This is a genomic window from Kocuria sp. p3-SID1428, from assembly GCF_025149945.1.
Taxonomy (GTDB): Bacteria; Actinomycetota; Actinomycetes; order Actinomycetales; family Micrococcaceae; genus Kocuria.
In genome coordinates, this window is sequence record NZ_JALXVH010000002.1 from 42,022 (window position 1) to 59,192 (window position 17,171).

Annotated in this window: 22 protein-coding genes; 9 read left to right on the top strand and 13 right to left on the bottom strand. The window is 70.2% G+C overall.

The window, feature by feature from the left end; genetic code table 11:
* Window position 1: 1 nt before the first annotated feature.
* Window positions 2–226: a hypothetical protein gene (locus M3E84_RS00770; RefSeq protein WP_259894007.1), complete on the bottom strand. Its 225-nt coding sequence runs from the start codon at window positions 224–226 to the stop codon at window positions 2–4.
* Window positions 227–232: 6 nt separating this feature from the next.
* The gene (locus tag M3E84_RS00775) at window positions 233–637 is read right to left on the bottom strand and encodes a hypothetical protein (RefSeq protein WP_259894008.1); all 405 of its coding nucleotides are present in this window, start codon (window positions 635–637) and stop codon (window positions 233–235) included.
* Between the two features lie 150 nt (window positions 638–787).
* On the opposite strand from M3E84_RS00775, the gene M3E84_RS00780 reads away from it, so the two are divergent.
* Window positions 788–1,807 carry a zinc-dependent alcohol dehydrogenase family protein gene (locus M3E84_RS00780; protein ID WP_259894010.1) on the top strand — a complete coding sequence of 340 codons (1,020 nt, stop codon included), beginning with the start codon at window positions 788–790 and terminating at the stop codon, window positions 1,805–1,807.
* A 68-nt stretch (window positions 1,808–1,875) separates the two neighbouring features.
* Here the strand turns inward: M3E84_RS00780 and M3E84_RS00785 are convergent, their stop codons facing one another.
* From M3E84_RS00785 to M3E84_RS00795, 3 genes are read right to left on the bottom strand one after another with little or no spacing between them, the layout of a single operon-like run.
* On the bottom strand, window positions 1,876–2,454 hold the full coding sequence (locus M3E84_RS00785) for a DapH/DapD/GlmU-related protein (RefSeq protein ID WP_259894012.1): 579 nt from the start codon (window positions 2,452–2,454) through the stop codon (window positions 1,876–1,878).
* 40 nt (window positions 2,455–2,494) lie between these two features.
* Window positions 2,495–3,184, bottom strand: a complete 690-nt coding sequence (locus M3E84_RS00790) for an MOSC domain-containing protein (protein ID WP_259894013.1) — start codon at window positions 3,182–3,184, stop codon at window positions 2,495–2,497.
* Between the two features lie 17 nt (window positions 3,185–3,201).
* The gene (locus tag M3E84_RS00795; RefSeq protein WP_259894015.1) at window positions 3,202–4,107 is read right to left on the bottom strand and encodes an aldo/keto reductase; all 906 of its coding nucleotides are present in this window, start codon (window positions 4,105–4,107) and stop codon (window positions 3,202–3,204) included.
* A gap of 133 nt (window positions 4,108–4,240) precedes the next feature.
* On the opposite strand from M3E84_RS00795, the gene M3E84_RS00800 reads away from it, so the two are divergent.
* A complete protein-coding gene (locus M3E84_RS00800; RefSeq protein WP_259894016.1) occupies window positions 4,241–5,023 on the top strand; it encodes a thioesterase family protein in 783 nt (260 codons plus the stop codon).
* A gap of 154 nt (window positions 5,024–5,177) precedes the next feature.
* Here the strand turns inward: M3E84_RS00800 and M3E84_RS00805 are convergent, their stop codons facing one another.
* The 5 genes from M3E84_RS00805 to M3E84_RS00825 form a co-directional block, all read right to left on the bottom strand.
* Window positions 5,178–6,176 (bottom strand): bile acid:sodium symporter family protein, encoded by a 999-nt coding sequence (locus M3E84_RS00805; RefSeq protein WP_259894018.1) that lies wholly within the window; start codon window positions 6,174–6,176, stop codon window positions 5,178–5,180.
* Between the two features lie 57 nt (window positions 6,177–6,233).
* Window positions 6,234–6,407 (bottom strand): hypothetical protein, encoded by a 174-nt coding sequence (locus M3E84_RS00810; protein ID WP_259894020.1) that lies wholly within the window; start codon window positions 6,405–6,407, stop codon window positions 6,234–6,236.
* Between the two features lie 29 nt (window positions 6,408–6,436).
* Window positions 6,437–6,613: a hypothetical protein gene (locus tag M3E84_RS00815; RefSeq protein WP_259894021.1), complete on the bottom strand. Its 177-nt coding sequence runs from the start codon at window positions 6,611–6,613 to the stop codon at window positions 6,437–6,439.
* A 212-nt stretch (window positions 6,614–6,825) separates the two neighbouring features.
* Entirely contained in the window at window positions 6,826–7,248 is a 423-nt protein-coding gene (locus tag M3E84_RS00820) for a hypothetical protein (protein WP_259894023.1), read from the bottom strand.
* A complete protein-coding gene (locus tag M3E84_RS00825; protein WP_259894024.1) occupies window positions 7,245–7,712 on the bottom strand; it encodes an Lrp/AsnC family transcriptional regulator in 468 nt (155 codons plus the stop codon). The genes M3E84_RS00820 and M3E84_RS00825 overlap by 4 nt, the downstream gene beginning before the upstream one ends.
* A 166-nt stretch (window positions 7,713–7,878) precedes the next feature.
* Here M3E84_RS00825 and M3E84_RS00830 point away from each other — a divergent pair, with 166 nt between their 5' ends.
* Window positions 7,879–9,102, top strand: a complete 1,224-nt coding sequence (locus M3E84_RS00830; protein ID WP_259894026.1) for an FAD-binding oxidoreductase — start codon at window positions 7,879–7,881, stop codon at window positions 9,100–9,102.
* A 16-nt stretch (window positions 9,103–9,118) separates the two neighbouring features.
* Window positions 9,119–10,069: a pyridoxal-phosphate dependent enzyme gene (locus tag M3E84_RS00835; protein ID WP_259894027.1), complete on the top strand. Its 951-nt coding sequence runs from the start codon at window positions 9,119–9,121 to the stop codon at window positions 10,067–10,069.
* A 9-nt stretch (window positions 10,070–10,078) separates the two neighbouring features.
* Here M3E84_RS00835 and M3E84_RS00840 read toward each other — a convergent pair whose 3' ends face one another.
* Window positions 10,079–11,116, bottom strand: a complete 1,038-nt coding sequence (locus tag M3E84_RS00840) for a restriction endonuclease (protein WP_259894029.1) — start codon at window positions 11,114–11,116, stop codon at window positions 10,079–10,081.
* Between the two features lie 213 nt (window positions 11,117–11,329).
* Here M3E84_RS00840 and M3E84_RS00845 point away from each other — a divergent pair, with 213 nt between their 5' ends.
* The 4 genes from M3E84_RS00845 (at window position 11,330) to M3E84_RS00860 (ending at window position 14,524) form a co-directional block, all read left to right on the top strand.
* On the top strand, window positions 11,330–11,542 hold the full coding sequence (locus tag M3E84_RS00845; RefSeq protein WP_006214316.1) for a heavy-metal-associated domain-containing protein: 213 nt from the start codon (window positions 11,330–11,332) through the stop codon (window positions 11,540–11,542).
* The gene (locus M3E84_RS00850) at window positions 11,539–11,724 is read left to right on the top strand and encodes a hypothetical protein (RefSeq protein ID WP_259894030.1); all 186 of its coding nucleotides are present in this window, start codon (window positions 11,539–11,541) and stop codon (window positions 11,722–11,724) included. Before M3E84_RS00845 ends, M3E84_RS00850 begins: the two co-directional genes overlap by 4 nt.
* Before the next feature lie 56 nt (window positions 11,725–11,780).
* Window positions 11,781–14,108 (top strand): cation-translocating P-type ATPase, encoded by a 2,328-nt coding sequence (locus M3E84_RS00855; RefSeq protein WP_259894031.1) that lies wholly within the window; start codon window positions 11,781–11,783, stop codon window positions 14,106–14,108.
* A 95-nt stretch (window positions 14,109–14,203) separates the two neighbouring features.
* The gene (locus M3E84_RS00860; protein ID WP_053448350.1) at window positions 14,204–14,524 is read left to right on the top strand and encodes a metal-sensitive transcriptional regulator; all 321 of its coding nucleotides are present in this window, start codon (window positions 14,204–14,206) and stop codon (window positions 14,522–14,524) included.
* 105 nt (window positions 14,525–14,629) lie between these two features.
* Here the strand turns inward: M3E84_RS00860 and M3E84_RS00865 are convergent, their stop codons facing one another.
* Window positions 14,630–14,776: a hypothetical protein gene (locus M3E84_RS00865; protein ID WP_201023894.1), complete on the bottom strand. Its 147-nt coding sequence runs from the start codon at window positions 14,774–14,776 to the stop codon at window positions 14,630–14,632.
* A gap of 190 nt (window positions 14,777–14,966) precedes the next feature.
* Between M3E84_RS00865 and M3E84_RS00870 the strand changes: the two genes are divergently transcribed.
* Window positions 14,967–16,580: an amidohydrolase gene (locus M3E84_RS00870; protein ID WP_259894032.1), complete on the top strand. Its 1,614-nt coding sequence runs from the start codon at window positions 14,967–14,969 to the stop codon at window positions 16,578–16,580.
* Between the two features lie 8 nt (window positions 16,581–16,588).
* Here M3E84_RS00870 and M3E84_RS00875 read toward each other — a convergent pair whose 3' ends face one another.
* On the bottom strand, window positions 16,589–17,137 hold the full coding sequence (locus tag M3E84_RS00875; protein ID WP_259894033.1) for a VOC family protein: 549 nt from the start codon (window positions 17,135–17,137) through the stop codon (window positions 16,589–16,591).
* Window positions 17,138–17,171 lie beyond the last annotated feature (34 nt).

Sequence of the window (17,171 nt, forward strand, 5' to 3'; positions counted from 1 at the left end):
GCTAGTCCGTTCCCAGCACGAGCTTGAACCCCTCGTGCCTGCGCTCGAAGCCCAGCCGCTCGTAGAAGCGGTGGGCGTCCTTGCGCTGCTTGTCCTCCTCCGAGCGGATCCCATCGCGGGAGGCGCCCAGAATGTCGTCCGACAGCAGCCCGATCAGCGCCGGCAGGTCCTCGGCCGTCGCCTCCTCCAGCACGACTTCAGTTCCCGGAAGCTCGATCCTGTCCATTCGTCCTCACCATCCCGGCTGGTTGCTGCTGGTCCACGGGTCGCTGCGATCGCGCCACGGATGCGGACTGCCGTGGTCGATCTCGCGGCGCATCTCGACCAGGCGGTGATCCGCCTCGGCCCATCCGAGAACGATCTCACGGTGGGCCACGTGCCCGCGCTCCGTCACGACCAGCGGCACGGCGGCCATCCCTGATGCACGGGCGAGCAGCACGAACGGCATCGCGATCCACTGTGCCAGGGACTCGAGCAGCCACAGCACCAGCAGCGGGAGCAGCAGGATCATGGCGATCGCGCCCACGACGACGGAGATCGGATCGTCCACGGCCGAGCCCGGCATGATCTCCAGGACGCCGGCCATCCAGCGCCGCGAGCGGCTTCGCCACGGAAGGAGGCGTCGGCGCGCCTTCATGGCTGTCTCCTCGGTCTCATGGCGGCCGACCGGCCGCGGATCGGTTCGTGAGCAGTCTGCCAGAGGGGTCCCGACAGGGCCTCTGTGTCGTCGGAGCCCCGTTCTACGCTTTCCAGCGGAAGGCACGACACGACTCATCAGGAGGCACCCATGCGCGGCGTCATCATGCACAGCCCCGGCGAGGTCCGGGTCCAGGATCGCGACGACCCCCAGATCGTCGAGCCCACGGACGCGATCATCAAGGTCACGGCCGCCTGCGTCTGCGGCTCGGACCTGTGGCCCTACCGCGGGGCCCAGGACGTGGAGGATCAGCCCATGGGCCACGAGTACGTGGGCGTCGTGGAGCAGGTCGGCGACAGCGTCACCACGGTGAAGCCCGGGGACTTCGTGGCGGGGTCGTTCATGACCTCGGACGGCACCTGCGAGATCTGCCAGGCCGGCTACCAGTCGCGCTGCGTGGACACCACGCCCATGGGCGGGATCGGCACGCAGGCGCAGCTCGCTCGCATCCCCCAGGCAGACGGCACGCTCGTGGCCACCCCGGAGCAGCCGGACGAGGACCTCATCCCGTCGCTGCTCGCAGCCTCGGACGTGCTGGGCACCGGCTGGTTCGCCGCCGATGCCGCAGCCGCCGGCCCGGGCAAGACCGTGGCCGTGGTCGGCGACGGCGCCGTGGGCCTCATGGGCATCCTGGCCGCCCAGCAGATGGGCGCAGAGCGCATCATCGCCATGTCGCGCCACGAGTCCCGGCAGACGCTTGCCCGCGAGTTCGGCGCCACGGACATCGTCACCGAGCGCGGAGACGACGGCGTGGCCAAGATCAAGGAGCTCACCGGCGGGCTCGGCGCGCACAGCGTCATCGAGGCCGTAGGCACCCAGGAGGCCATGCTCCAGGCCATCAAGTCCACCCGCCCCGGCGGTCACGTGGGCTTCGTGGGCGTCTCCCACGGCGTGGAGCTGCCCGGCGACCTCCTCTTCGGCAGCACGGTCCACCTGCACGGCGGCCCCGCCCCGGTGCGCCGCTACCTCCCGGAGCTGATCCAGCTGATCCTGGATCGGAAGATCGAGCCCGGCAAGGTCTTCGACAAGCGCCTGCCGCTCGAGGAGGCCGCGGAGGCCTACCGCCTCATGGACCAGCGCGAGGCCATCAAGGTGCTGCTGGAGGTCTGAGCCGCTTCTCCAACCCCAGTCTTCTCCAAATCCACATTGGGACTTGGAGAAGACTGGGCGCAGTGGATTCAGCGCTCGTACCCGGGCACCGAGCTGATCTGCTTCGCGGGCGTGCCGACCACCACGGCGCCCGCGGGCACGTCCTTGGTCACGGTCGAGGAGGCGCCCACCACCGCCCCATCGCCGATGGTGACGCCGGGCAGGATCGTGACGTTGGCGCCGAGCCAGACGTCGCCGCCCAGGACCACCGGAGCGGGGTGCATGTCGCCGCGCTTGGTCGGATCCATGTCGTGATTCAGCGTGGTGATCACCGCGTTGTGCCCGATCAGGCAGCGGTCGCCGATCGTGATGCCGCCCTGATCCTGGAACGCGCAGCCGGAGTTGATGAAGACACCGCAGCCGATGCGCAGGGCCTTGCCGAAGTCCGAGCGCAGCGGCGGAAAGACGGTCACGGAGGCGTCGATCTCCTGCCCGGTCAGAGCGCCCAGCAGCCGTCGGACCTCACCAGGGTCCTGATAGCCGGAGTTGAGCTCGGCGGTGATCCGCAGCGCCTCCTGGCTGATCTCGTGAATGGCCGCATGCAGGTCCGATCCGCCGCGGATGGTCTCCCCGCGGCTCATCCGCTCCAGCAGCTCGTCGCGCTCCACGGTGTGCTCCTTCGTCGTCTTTCGCGGCGTACTGCCCGGTTCAGGCCGCGAGCATGGCCCTGACGGGGTCCCCCACCGCCAGCTCGCCCTCCGTCACGACCATGCAGCCGTAGGCCAGCAGCGCCCCGGGACGGATGCGCCGCAGCAGGGAATGGTCCTTCGCCCCGGTGACGGGGTCATGGTCGATGATCACGCAGCGCTCCAGCTCCCCCACGACCTCCAGAGTCACCGCACCGACCTCAAGGCGCGATCCGGCCGCGAGCGCCAGCGGGGCGTCGCGGTCGTCGATCACCAGATTGGGACGGTATCGGTCCGTGTCCGACGGCAGCCCCACCAGCTCGGAGCGCAGCAGCACGCTCACAGGCGCACCCCAGACGAGCGCGTCCGAGAAAAGGGTGCGGGCCAGCAGGACCTGCCGCCCGGCCTCGGCCGAGAGGCGCCGCGCGAGAGGTCCGTCGTGCACGCGCGCAGGGATCCGGCGGTCGTAGTAGCGGATCCGTGCCTCCTGATGAACCACGTGCTGGTCATCCCCGGGCAGATCCCCCGGCTCGACCACCAGTCGGACCATGGCCGGGAACTGCGGGGCCCGCAGGCAGGTCAGGTCATTGGCCCAGACCGGCGTCCAGCGACGGTCCCGGTCCAGCCCGCCGACCGCCACCCCGATCCGCTCATGCTGACTCCACCCCAGTCCCTTGACCAGGGTGGAACCGATCCCCTCGAGGTGCGCCATGGTGGCCCGGCGGGGCCTCAGGCCTCCGGGATCTCCTTGCCGAAGTCCTCGAGCGTGACCTGGTGCGGCTCCGGTCCGCCGCGCTTGCCGGTGTTCAGGGCATCGAGCTGCCCCAGCTCGTCCTCGGTCAGCTCGAAGCCGAAGACGTCCAAATTCTCGCGGATGCGCTCGGGATTCACCGACTTGGGGATCACCTGACGGCCGCGCTGCAGCTGCCAGCGCAGCATGACCTGCGCCGGGGTGGCCCGGTGCGCCTGGGCGATCTGGGCGATCGTCGGGTCGTCGAACGTGGTGGTCTCCTGGCCCTCGGAGCCGCGGTAGCTGGTGATGCCGCCGATCGGGGACCAGGACTGGACCAGGATGCCGTGCTCGCGGCAGAACTGCTCCACCTCGGTCTGGGCGAAGTACGGGTGGTATTCGATCTGATTCACGGCCGGGACCACCGTGGTGCGCTGCATGAGCTCCTCCAGGTGGCGGACCTCGAAGTTGCTGACACCGATGGCACGGACCTTGCCGTCTGCGAGCAGCTGCTCGAGGGCCATGTACGCCTGGATCGTGCGCTCGAACTCGCCTTCGAGGGCCTGGTGCAGGATCAGCAGGTCGAGCTGCTCCACACCGAGCTTGCCGGCGGCCTTGTCGAAGGCGTGCAGCGTCTCCTGGTAGCCGTAGTCGTTGATCCAGACCTTGGTCTCCAGGAAGACCTCGTCGCGCGGGACGCCGGAATCGCGCAGGCCCTGCCCGACCTCGCGCTCGTTGCCGTAGGCCGCGGCGGTGTCGATCAGGCGGTACCCGGCCCGCAGCGCGGCCTCGACGGCCTGGGCCGTCTCCTCCGGTGCCGACTGGTAGACGCCGAGCCCGATCACGGGCATCTCGATGCCGTTGTTCAGGACGAACGTGCTGGTGGGGTTCTGCAGATCAGTCATCTGTCCATCATGCGCCTGGGGGCCGACGGCCGGAAGGCCTTCTCCCCGACGCGAACGCCCGAGCGATTTGTGACGGGGCTGACACCGACGCAGACTGAAAGCCCGACTCGCGTCCTCACGACTCAGGAGCCACATGACCGCCGAGCAGGCCTTCTTCCATCGCACCGGCCCCACCACGTTCGAGCCCACCGTGAACGCCGAGGGCGCCTGGTCCGCGGAGGATCACCACTTCGCCTCCATCGCCGGGCTCGTGGTCCACGAGCTCGAGCGGTTCCGGGCCGAGCACGGCAGTGCCGAGCTCCAGCTGAGCAGGATCAGCTACGACATCCTGGGGCGCCTGCCCATGTCCGAGCTGACCGTCGGCATCGAGGTCCTGCGACCCGGCCGGACGATCGAGCTGCTGCAGGCCACCGTGACGATCGGCGGACGCGCCGTCGTCATCGCCCGGGCCTGGTACCTCTCGCGCGCCGACACCACCGATGTCGTCGGCGGGCAGGCCGAGCCCATGCCCTCCCCGGAGGAGGTCGCCCCGTGGGAGATGAGCAACGGGTGGCCCGGCGGCTACATCGCCCAGATCCAGGCCAGGGTGGTGCGTCAGCGCCCGGGCCGGGCGACCGTGTGGCTGCACAGCCCGTCGGAGATCGTGGCCGGGGAGACCGCAGGCGATCTCGCCCGGTTCTTCTCCAGCATCGACGCCGCCAACGGGATCGCCGTGCGCGAGTCCACCGATCGATGGACCTTCCCCAACGTGGACCTCACCGTCCATCTGCACCGGCTGCCGGAAGGCACCTGGACCGGCCTGGACACCGAGGTCGTCTGGGGTCCGGACGGCGTGGGGCTCACCAGCTCCACGCTGCACGACGCCCGCGGCCCCGTCGGCACCGCCGAGCAGTCCCTGACGCTGCGGCGCCTCTGAGGGACCCTGCGACTGGCCGAAAAGCCACTCCATCCTCATCGACTGGCCAAGTCGTCACCGTTTCGTCGCTGAAACGGTCTGCATTCGGCCAGTCGATGCAGGAGCGGTGAGCATTCGGCCTGTCGCGACGACGACGACGGGTGCCGCGACTGCCTCAGCCGCGGTGAGGCTCCGGTGCGGTCTCACCTGCCGGTCGGCGCCGTCCCCAGATCGAGGCCAGGATCCCGCCGGAGATGTTGTGCCACACCGAGAAGATCGCCCCGGGCAGCGCCGCCTCCGGGGAGAAGTACTGCGCGGCCAGACCGGAAGCCAGTCCCGAGTTCTGCATGCCGACCTCCACGGAGACGGCTCGGCGGGAGGCCACCGGGAAGCGCACGAGCGCGGCGACCGCATAGCCCAGGCCGTAGCCCAGCAGGTTGTGCAGGATGACGCCTGCGAGCAGCCCCAGCCCGGCGGCGGCCAGCACCTCGCCGGAGCCGGAGACCACGGCGATCACCACGTAGGTGATGCCCAGCACCGACACCCACGGCAGGATCGGCTCGATCCGCCGCACGAATCCGGGCAGCAGGGAGTGGATGATCAGGCCCAGGACGATCGGGATCAGCACGATCTTCACGAGCGACAGCGCCAGATCGCCGGTGGGCACCGCCAGGAACTGACCGGCCAGCGCCAGGGTGACCAGCGGGGTCAGCAGCGGCGAGAGCAGCGTGGACAGCGATGTCATGGTCACCGACAGCGCCACGTCGCCCTTGGCCAGGTAGGTCACCACGTTGGACGACGTCCCGCCGGGCACCGAGCCCACCAGGATCAGCCCGGCCGCCAACTGCGGCGGCAGATCCAGGACGGTCGCGATGCACAGGGCCAGCAGCGGCATGATCGTGAACTGCAGCAGGACGCCGGCGAGCACCGGCAGCGGCCGCTTCAGCACGAGCGCGAAGTCCGGCAGGGACAGCGTGAGGCCCATGCCGAACATGATGATCATCAGCGCCGGGACCACCCCCGCGCCCCACCCTGCGAAGGCTCCGGGGAGGATCAGGGCGACGGCCGCCCCGGCCAGGATCAGCAGCGGGAACACTGTCACGGCCAGACGGCTGCTGCGCTGCTCTCGAGCTCCCCCGGTCGTCGTCGTTGCCTGCGGGTCGTGCTGGGTCATGCTCGGCCTTCCTCTCGCCGTCCGATCAGCCGAGCCTATCGGCGCTCGGTGGCGGACTCAGCCCAGGTGGGCGATCGCGGAGATCTCCACGAGGAACTGCGGGCGGGCCAGGGCGGCCACGCCGGCCTCCTCCACCACGGCGCGCACGCCGTAGGAGTAGACGGTGCGTTCGGCGGGCTCGGCCGGCAGGGACGCGGGCATGACGGACTGGATGCGGTTCTTCTCGGTCATCTCGGTTCCTCTCTTGCTGGCTCAGGGATTCAGTCGGCGACCCGGGGCGCTTCGGGGATCTGCTCATCGGCGCGGAAGCCGTGCACCCAGGCCAGATGGCGGTCGAAGGCCCCGGGCGCGGCCAGGCGGGCATTGCGCTCCTCGGCCCGCTGACCGTCGGCGAAGTGCAGCACGGCTGCGGAGCCCGAATCGTCGATCTCCACCACGCGCTTGGCCAGGTGCAGCGAGTCGGGGTCCAGGGCGCCGAACAGGATCGACTGCAGGTCGGCGCGGTGGATACCGAGGAACGAGGCCCCGAAGCGGCGCCGGCACTCCTCGTGCGACGACAGCCGTGCGATCCGCTCGCCGGTGCGGCCGTCGCGGAAGATCAGCCCGTCGACCGCAGGTCTGCGGCGAACCTACGGCCTCGTGCTGCGCATCACACCCCCCGGGCCGCCAGCGCCCCGTGGCACGCCGCGAGCACCTCCGTCGCCGGCTCCCCCGCCCGGCAGGTGGACATGGGGACCTGGCCGAAGGCGCCGCGCGGCAGAGGATCCCGGCACAGCTGCGCGGTGCGCGGCCCATCCCAGTCGATGTGCACGAACCACGCACCGTCCTCCTGGACGATCTCGGCCACCGTCCCCACGGCGCACAGCTCCTGCCGCCGGGAGAGGTAGGCCCAGACCAGATCCCCGGGCCGCATGATCCGGAAGCCCGTGCGCAGGCACCAGCGGCGGATCGGCTGCGAGCGCCCGATCGCGTCCCAGACGGCCGTGGCATCTGCGCGGGTGCGCCAGTCGCCCGGCAGGTGCGCGGCGTGGGCGGCGGGGTCGATGGGCAGCAGCCAGTGCGCAGATCTCATCGCGGCGAGTGGTCGAAGATCAGGCTGGTGTTCGTGGAGGCGACCTCCTCGCGCATGCTGATCCGGTCCGAGACCAGAGCACGCAGAGCCTCGGTGTCGCGCACGACGGCGTGGACCAGGAAGTCGCGGTCACCGGCGAGGAAGTAGACCTGCCGCGACTCGGGCAGATCCGTCAGGTAGGCCTGGAACCTCGACAGGGATCGACGAGCATGCGGGTGGACGCGGATGCTGATGATGACCTCGATCGACAGCCCCAGGGCGGCGGGGTCCACGTCGGCGCGGAAGCCGGTGATCACCCCCGACTCGATCAGGGCGCCCACCCTCTTGTGACAGGTCGACTCGGCAGCCCCCACCCGACGAGCCAGCTCGCTGATCGCCATGCGCCCGTTGCCGCGCAGCTCGCGCAGCAGCGAGAGATCCAGCTCGTCCAGGGAACGAGAGGCGACGGATTCTGCGGCGGTCATGGGCACTCCCGAGGGTCGGTCAGCGGATTCCGTCGATTATCGCTGAATGCGCACGGATTCCTCCATGGATCATGGAGGAATCGGCAGAGTCCTTCTAGTGTTCCGGATCACATCATCAGCAGCGCCCGCGGCCACCCGCACCGAACGGTCCCCCAGGAGGAGAGCCATGAGCCACGCCATCGTCATCGGAGCAGGAATGGTCGGTCTGGCCACCGCCTGGCACCTCCAGGAGCGCGGGCACGAGGTCACCGTGATCGACAAGGAGGGCGTGGCTGCGGGGTCGTCGTGGGGCAATGCCGGCTGGCTCTCCCCCGGCAAGACGATCCCGCTGTCGCACCCGAGCCTGTGGGGCTACGGGCCCAAGGCGCTGCTGGACCCCGACGCCGCCCTGCACATCCCCGCCCGCGTGGACCCCACGCTGTGGAGCTTCTTCGCCCGGTTCATGGCGCACGCGACCACCAGGTCGTGGGATAGCACCATGGCCGCGCTGACGCCGATCGACAAGCTCGCGCTGGAGGGCTTCGACGAGCTGACCGACGGCGGCATCGAGTCCTGGACGCGCAAGAGCCCGTTCGTCGTGGGGTTCGAGAACGAGAAGCAGTCCCAGGGGTTCCTGGGCGAGGTGGCCGGAGCGGTCCGCCACGGCCAGGACGTGCCGTTCGAGCCGCTCGAGAACCCCCGCGAGCTCGCGCCGATGCTCTCCGAGAACGTGAAGGTGGCCTACCGGCTGGAGGGTCAGCGCTACTTCGAGCCCGGCCCGTTCATGGAGGCGCTGGGGCAGGCCTTCATCCAGCGCGGCGGCACCCTGCGCACGGGTGTCGAAGTCACCGACGTGAACTCCACGCGGACCCCGTCGGTGACGCTGTCCACGGGCGAGCACCTCACCGCCGACACCGTCGTGATCGCCACCGGTGCCTGGCTGCCCCGGCTGGCAGCGCCGCTGGGCGTGAAGGTGAAGGTCCAGGCCGGGCGCGGGTACTCGTTCTCCGTGGCCACCGACCAGCCCGCCGAGCACCCCGTGTACCTGCCGCACGCGCGCATGGCCTGCACCCCCTATCAGGGACGGTTCCGCATCGCCGGCACCATGGAGTTCAAGCACGCCGACGAGCCCTTCGACCCGGGGCGCATCACCGCGATCGTCAACGAGGCGCGGAAGCTGATGACCGGCGTGGACCTCGACGACCGCCAGGACGAGTGGGTCGGCTCGCGCCCCGTCACCCCGGACGGCCTCCCGCTGATCGGCGCCACGCAGGTCCCCAATGTCTACGTGGCCGGCGGGCACGGCATGTGGGGCATGGTCCTGGGACCCATCACCGGGCGCCTTCTGGCCGATCAGATCACCACCGGAGCGATCCACCCGGCGATCAAGGCCTTCGATCCGCTGCGCTGAGACGGATACTGGGGCCATGAGCCCCACCTCCGACGACGTCCTGGCCGCCGCCCGCATCCTCGAGGGCGTCGCGCACCGCACCCCGGTGCTGAGCTCCAGCACCCTGGACGCACAGCTCGGGTGCTCCGCGCATCTCAAGGCCGAGAACCTGCAGCGGGCCGGAGCGTTCAAGTTCCGCGGGGCGTTCACCGCGCTGTCGCGGCTGCCGCACGACGACGCCGTCGTCGCCTTCTCGTCGGGCAACCACGCCCAGGCGGTGGCCCTGGCCGCTGCGCTGCAGGGGCGTGCGGCCACGATCGTGATGCCGTCGGATGCGCCCGAGATGAAGACGGCCGCCACGCGCGGCTACGGCGCCGAGGTGGTGGCCTACGACCGCCGCACCGAGGATCGCGCGGCGCTGGCGGCCCGTCTGGCCGAGGAGCGCGGGGCGCATGTGGTCCCGCCGTTCGATCACCCGGACATCATCGCGGGGCAGGGCACGGCCGCGCTCGAGCTGTTCGAGGACGTCGGGGCGCTCGATCTGCTGTTCGTGCCGCTGGGCGGCGGGGGTCTGCTATCGGGTTCCCTACTGGCGGCGGGCCTGCTGGCGCCGCAGTGCCGCGTGATCGGCGTGGAGCCTGCCGCCGGGGACGACGTGCAGCGGTCGCTGGCTGCCGGACATCCCCTCTCGATCGAGGTCCCCGAGACGCTGGCCGACGGCGCCCAGACCACCCGGGTGGGCGATACGACCTTCGAGATCATCCGCGAGCGCGTGGATTCGATCATCACCGTGCCCGACGACGCTCTGATGGCCGAGATGCGCTTCCTCGCCGAGCGGATGAAGACGGTCGTGGAGCCGACTGGCTGTCTGGGCCTGGCGGGACTGCGCGCCTGGGCTCAGGAGCACGACGTCGGCGGGCTGCGGGCGGGCGTGATCCTCAGCGGCGGGAACGTGGATCTGCGGAGGTTCGCGGCGCTAGTGGGGTGAGCGTGTCGCTCATTGCGACTCGGGCGCCGCATCCACCACGAGCAGGGAGCGCAGCGGCATCCGCGACCGCCAGCGGGGCGGCAGCTCCATGTAGTGCTCCAGCGTCAGACGCGTGATGTCGGCACCTCCGAACAGCCTCAGGTTCTGCCGCTCCCTCTCCAGATCGATCGCATCGCGGCTGTAGGAGCCCAGCGTCACGAACAAGCCCACTTCACCCGTGGACAGAGTGCCGATCAGCTGCTGGACGTCCGGCCTTCCCCTCGTGGCCGTCGAGTGCTTGCACTGCACCTTGATGAGCGGGGGCTCCAGCCCCAGCGGATCCTTGTGCGCCAGGACGTCGACGCCGCCATCCGTGCTGAAGGCAGTGACTCGCGCCTGGTATCCCATGGTGCGCAGCAGATCGGCCACGAAGTGCTCGAACTCCTCGTGGCTGAGCTCATCCCGCAGTGTCCGGATGATGAAGTCGCGCGTGTGCTGGTCGATGCGGTCGGCATTCGGCTCATCTTCGGCGATGCGAACAGCTTCCGCGGCGGAATTGCTGCCAGTCGTCTTGCTGACCCGGGCCTCGAAGGTCTCATCCGACGCCGAGTCGAGGAACTCCTGGAAGACCCCGGCATGCCTGCTGACCCGGAACAGCGTGATCGCGGACCCGATCTCGTAGAGAGCGCTCTGCGGGAAGAGCCCGCGCGCAACCCCGGTCTTGAGCCAGCGCACCTTCCGTCGGTGCGGATGGCGCTCGGCCTCCGGATGGAACTCGTAGTCGCCCTCCACCACACCGAAGTTCAGTGTGGAATCGGGCTTGTAGGGCGCCACCACGATGTCACCGCGCTGGATCTCTGCCGCGAAGCGATAGAGCACCCCCACCCAGACCGGGATCGCCCCGGCCTTGGCATCCGGATTCGCGCGCAGCACCGCCTCTCGGATGCTCTCCCGATCCATGCCGACGACTCGCAGATCGCCGATCGCCTCCCAGCCGATCGAGACGAACCCTCCCGCGACCAGCTCGGCCCCCAGAGCGTCGTTGTGGATCCCCCACATCCTCGCCATCACTGCCCTCTTCCTGTCGGCCCGACATGCTGGTGTCCACTCTCGTCGATCTTCGGGAACCCACCGAACCGCTCCGACGCCTTCAGCGCGCCGAGGACGCAGATCCGAGCGCGTTCGCCTGAGGACCACCCCTTGACCCGCGTACCCCAAGGGGGTACACCTGGATCCAACAACTACCCCCTAGGGGTATCACTATCAGCGAAGGAGCGCACCATGGCGACCACCGAGTTCAACGTCACCGGCATGACCTGCGGGCACTGCGAGATGTCCGTGCGCGAAGAGGTCGAGGAGATCCCCGGCGCCTCCGTGAGCCAGGTCAGCCACGAGACCGGCCGCCTCGTCGTCGAGAGCGACCAGCCCGTCGACGACGCCGCAGTGAAGGCCGCCGTCGAGGAGGCCGGCTACTCGGCCGAGCGCGCAGCGTGAGCGCCGCCGCCCGCCTCGGGGCCTACCTCGCGGCGCTGGCGGCGGTCTTCGCCGCCGCCTTCTTCATCGGCGGCGCCGTCGTGCCTCAGAGCACCGTGGATTCCTGGACCCAGCAGGCCGAGGAATCCTCGCACTCGCAGACCCCTGACGAGTTCGAGAGCCCCGCCGATCCCGATCACTGACCCCCGGTCCGCCGCACCGGGCCGGGGAGAGCACCGACTTCCAGGAAGAAGCACCCATGACCACCTCCGCGCCCACGGACTCCAGCGCCCAGCCGCAGTCGCCGGGTCCCGACGTCGAGCTGCTGCTCGGCGGGATGACCTGCGCGTCGTGCGCCAACCGCATCGAGCGCAAGCTGAACAAGCTCGACGGCGTGAGCGCCTCGGTCAACTATGCGACCGAGAAGGCGCGCGTCTCCGTGCCGGAGGGCTATGACAGCCAGCAGCTGATCAGCACGGTCGAGCAGGCGGGCTACACGGCCGAGCTGCCCAAGCCCAAGGGTGCGGACACCCAGAAGGACGACGACGAGGGCGAGGACCCCGAGCTGACGTCGCTGCGCCACCGGCTCATCGGCGCGGGCGTGCTGGGCGTTCCGGTCATTATCCTGGCGATGATCCCCGCACTGCAGTTCACCTACTGGCAGTGGCTCTCGCTCACCCTGGCCGCCCCCGTGATCGTGTGGGCCGGCTGGCCCTTCCACAAGGCCGCCTGGACCAACCTGCGCCACGGCTCGGCCACCATGGACACGCTGATCTCCATGGGCACGATCGCCGCGTTCCTGTGGTCGCTCTACGCCCTGTTCTTCGGCACCGCCGGAGTCCCCGGGATGACGCACGCCTTCGAGCTGTCGGTCGAGCCCACGGACGGCGCCAGCGCGATCTACCTGGAGGTCGCCGCCGGCGTCATCTTCTTCATCCTGGGCGGGCGCTACTTCGAGAAGCGCTCCAAGCGCCAGGCCGGCGCTGCGCTGCGCTCGCTCATGGAGCTGGGCTCCAAGGAGGTCGCCGTCCTGCGCGACGGCGCCGAGACCCTCATCTCGATCGATGATCTCGCCGAGGGCGACGAGTTCGTCGTGCGCCCCGGCGAGAAGATCGCCACCGACGGCACCGTGGTCTCCGGCTCCTCCGCCGTGGACGCCTCCATGCTGACCGGCGAGTCCGTCCCGGTCGAGGTCTCCGAGGGCGACGACGTCACCGGCGCGACCGTCAACACCGGCGGGCGCCTGGTCGTGCGCGCCACCCGCGTGGGCTCGGATACCCAGCTGGCGCAGATGGCCCAGATGGTCGAGGACGCGCAGTCCGGCAAGGCCGAGGTGCAGCGCCTGGCCGATCGGATCTCCGGCATCTTCGTGCCGATCGTCATCGCGATCGCCGTGGCGACCCTGGGCGTGTGGCTGGGTGCGGGCTTCCCGATCACCGCCGCCTTCACCGCCTCGGTGGCCGTGCTGATCATCGCCTGCCCCTGCGCCCTGGGACTGGCGACCCCCACCGCGCTGCTCGTCGGCACCGGCCGCGGCGCGCAGCTGGGCATCCTCATCAAGGGCCCCGAGGTCCTGGAGTCCACCCGCAAGGTCGACACCGTCGTGCTCGACAAGACGGGCACTGTCACCACCGGACGCATGACGCTGAAGAGCGCATATGTCGACGATGGAATGGATGAGCAGGAGCTGCTGCGCATCGCCGGCGCCCTGGAGGACTCCTCCGAGCACCCCATCGCCCGGGCCATCACCCGCGGCGCCCGCGAGCGCGTCGGAGAGCTGCCTGCCGTGGAGAGCTTCCAGAACCTCGAGGGACGCGGCGTGCAGGGCGTCGTCGACGGCCGCCTGGCGGTCATCGGCCGCGAGACCATGCTCGAGGAGTGGTCCCTGCAGATGCCCGAGGCCCTCGCCCGCGCCAAGGAGCAGGCGGAGTCGGACGGTGAGACCGCCGTCGTCGTGGCCTGGGACGGTGCCGTGGGCGGCGTCCTGACGGTCGCCGATGCGGCCAAGGAGACCAGCGCCGAGGCCATCCGCCAGTTCCGCGACCAGGGTCTGACGCCCGTGCTGCTGACCGGCGACAACCAGGCCGTGGCCGAGACGGTGGCCGCGGAGGTCGGGATCGAGAAGGTCATCGCCGGCGTCCTGCCGCAGGACAAGGTCACGACCATCCAGCAGCTGCAGGACGAGGGCCGCGTGGTCGCCATGGTCGGCGACGGCGTCAACGACTCCGCCGCCCTCGCCCAGGCCGATCTGGGCATGGCCATGGGCACCGGCACGGATGCCGCCATCCAGGCCGCCGACATCACCCTAGTGCGCGGGGATCTGCGCGCGGCCTCGGATGCCGTGCGCCTGTCGCGCAAGACCCTGGGCGTGATCAAGTCCAACCTGTTCTGGGCCTTCGCCTACAACATGGCCGCGATCCCGCTGGCCGCCTTCGGACTGCTGAACCCCATGCTCGCCGGCGCGGCCATGGCATTCTCTTCCGTGTCGGTGGTGGCCAACAGCCTGCGGCTGCGCGGGTTCCGCAGCCGCTCCGGGGCCGCACCTGCCGCCGCGACGGCCGACGAGCGGGAGTCCGCCGCCGCATGAGCATCCCGAACGACCAGGAGACCAGCACCATGAGCACCGATCAGGACGCCGCCGACGAGGCCCTCGTGGAGCAGACGGCGGAAGCCACCGCGGGCATGGCCCCGGACAGCGAGCTCGATCAGGACGGCCATGCCCACCACGGGTACATGTCGGACAAGCAGCGCTACCTGGCCCGCCTCAAGCGGATCGAGGGTCAGGCCCGCGGCATCCACCGCATGATCGACGAGGAGAAGTACTGCATCGACATCCTCACGCAGATCTCCGCGCTGAACTCGGCCCTGCGCAATGTGGGCCTGGGCCTGCTCGACGACCACATGCGCCACTGCGTCCTCGACGCCGCCCAGGCAGGCGGCGAGGAGGCCGACGCCAAGATGCAGGAGGCCTCCCAGGCCATCGCGCGACTGATGAAGGGCTGAGACCGGGCTCAGGCGCCCCCGAGGGGTCGCGCCCTGCCCGCGAGCGCACGGACATCACGACGGCCCCGGCAGATGCCAGGGCCGTCGTCGTCGGTGCTGTCGTGTTCAGTAGTTGGCAGGCGGGTCAGAGGCGGGGAAGGACTCCCGCTCCTCCTCTTCCAACAGCTGCTCCTCGCGCTCGGACTCCGTCTGGGCGGGATGCTCCTGCTCGACGGGTTCCTGCGGGTTCTGCGATGCACTGGTCTCGCTCATGACCTGCTCCTTCTGTTCGACGATCACCTCTCCATTATCGGGCCTCCGCCCAAACGCGCGATCCGTCAGTGACCCGGCAGATCGGCACCGACCTTCTCCGCCTTCTTCAAGTGCTGGCCTGGGATAGCCTCAGCGCATTCGGCCTCCTGTGTCTGCGCCGGACCAACCGCACGACGAAAGCGACCCCGCCTTGTCTCGCACCACCCTCTTCCACGGCGCCACGGTCTTCACCGGAGAGGCCGCCTCCCCCACCGCCCGCTCGTTCGCGGTGCAGGACGGCCGCTTCCTGGCGGTCGGGACGCAGGAGGAGGTGCGCGCAGTCGTCGGGCCCGACGCCGTGGAGGAGGACCTGCACGGGGCCTTCGTGCTGCCGGGGTTCTGGGAGTCCCACGTGCACATGACCATGCTGGGCGAGGCCCTGGACAAGGTCTCCCTGCGCGAGTGCGCCACCCTGGACGAGATCCAGCAGCGCATCGCCGAGGCGCGAGCCGTCGACCCGCAGGCCACGCAGATCCTCGGCGCCAGCTGGTACCCGCATGCCTTTGCGCCGGGTCAGCAGCCCACGGCCGCCATGCTGGACGCGGTCGTCGCCGACATCCCCGTGATCCTGGACGCCAACAGCCTCCACGCCGCATGGGTGAACACCGCCGGCCTGGCCGCGCTGGGCATCACCCGGGACACCCCGGATCCGCTGGGCGGTCAGATCGTGCGCGATGCCGCCGGCGAGCCCACCGGCCTGCTGCTGGAGAACGCCGCGATCGAGTACGCCTGGGGGTACCAGGCCGCGCACTCCACCGAGGCGGATCAGGACCGCTTCCTGGACAACGCCTTCCGCTCCTACCTGGCCAGCGGCACCACGGGCGCCACGGACATGGGCCTCAGCGACTCGGACCTGGCGGTCTTCCGTCGTCGGCTGGAGCGCGACGGCCGCCTGCCCTTCCCCGTCGACGCCCACTGGATGCTGCGCCCCACCGGCGACCCGGAGGCGGATCTCGCGGAGGTCGAGCGGGTGGCCGCGATCCGCGACGAGATGGCCGCCGAGTTCGGCACCCAGTGGCTGCGGATCGTGGGCGTCAAACTCATCCTGGACGGAGTGATCGACGCCTGCACCGCAGCCATGCGCGCCCCGTACGTGGGCGGCGAACTCCCCGACCCCCTCTGGGAGCGAGAGGCGGCCCTGCTGGTGGCCACCGCCGCCGACGCCCGCGGCCTGCAGCTGGCGCTGCACGCGATCGGCGACCAGGCCAGCACCCTGGCGCTCGATCTGGTCGAGGAGTGCGTGCGCGTCATTGGGCCCCGGGAGGGACGACGCCCCCGCGTGGAGCACCTGGAGTCGGTGGCTCAGGACACCATCGAGCGGATGGCGGAACTCGGGGTCACCGCCTCCATGCAGCCGGTGCACTGCGACCCCGCCGTCCTGGACAACTGGAGGGCCATGCTCGGCGACGACCGCGCCGTGCAGGGCTTCCCCTGGCACCGCTTCCGCGAGGCCGGCGTGCCGATCGCCCTGGGCACCGACGCCCCCACCGCTCCGCATCAGGCCGCGCGCAATCTGTTCATCGCCCTGACAGCCCGCTCCGCGTTCGACGCCGGCCGGGATCCGTATCAGCCGGAGAGGGTCTTCGCCCCGGCCGACGCCCTGGAGGCGCTGACCTCAGCCGGCGCCCGGGCCTCCGGGCGCGACGGCACCGGCCGGATCGCCCGGGGACTGGCGGCCGACTTCTGCGTGCTGGATCACAACCCCCTGACCGATGACCCCGATGAGCTGCTGAAGCTGCAGGTGCAGCGCACGGTCACCGGCTGATCCGGCTGTCAGCCCTGCTGCTCGGGCTCGGACGGCATCCACACCTCGGACTGCGAGTCCTCGGGGTAGTAGTGGCCGCCCGGGATGGTCTGCAGCTCGATGAGCATCCCCCACGGAGCCTTCACGTAGACGCTGCCGTTGCCCGGGGTGTCCTCGTGACGGCTGTTGCCGTGGATCTCCGAGAGCGCTTCACCGCCGGCTGCGACCAGGCGGTCGCGGGAGCCCTCGAGGTCGTCGCAGTACAGGGAGATGTGGTTCAGCCCGAAGTCGGCCAGACCCGCAGCCTCGCGCTGCTCCCCGGAGATCTCGAACATCTCCAGGCCGGGGCCCTCGCCGATGACGATGAAGCGCTGACGCCGGATCGCAGCCCCCGACGGCAGACCGAGCTGACGCTCGACCTCCGCTCCCTGACGGGGTTCGTCGTCCGGGGTGAGGCCGTCATAGGCGACCTTCGCCCCGAGCCCCTGGACCAGGAAGTCGGTGGCAGCGTCCAGATCCGGGACCGTGACGCCGATGTGCTGGATGCCGCGCGGAAGCGGCTGCTTGCTGCTTGTCATGCTCACCAGCCTACTGAGCACCGTTCACGCACTT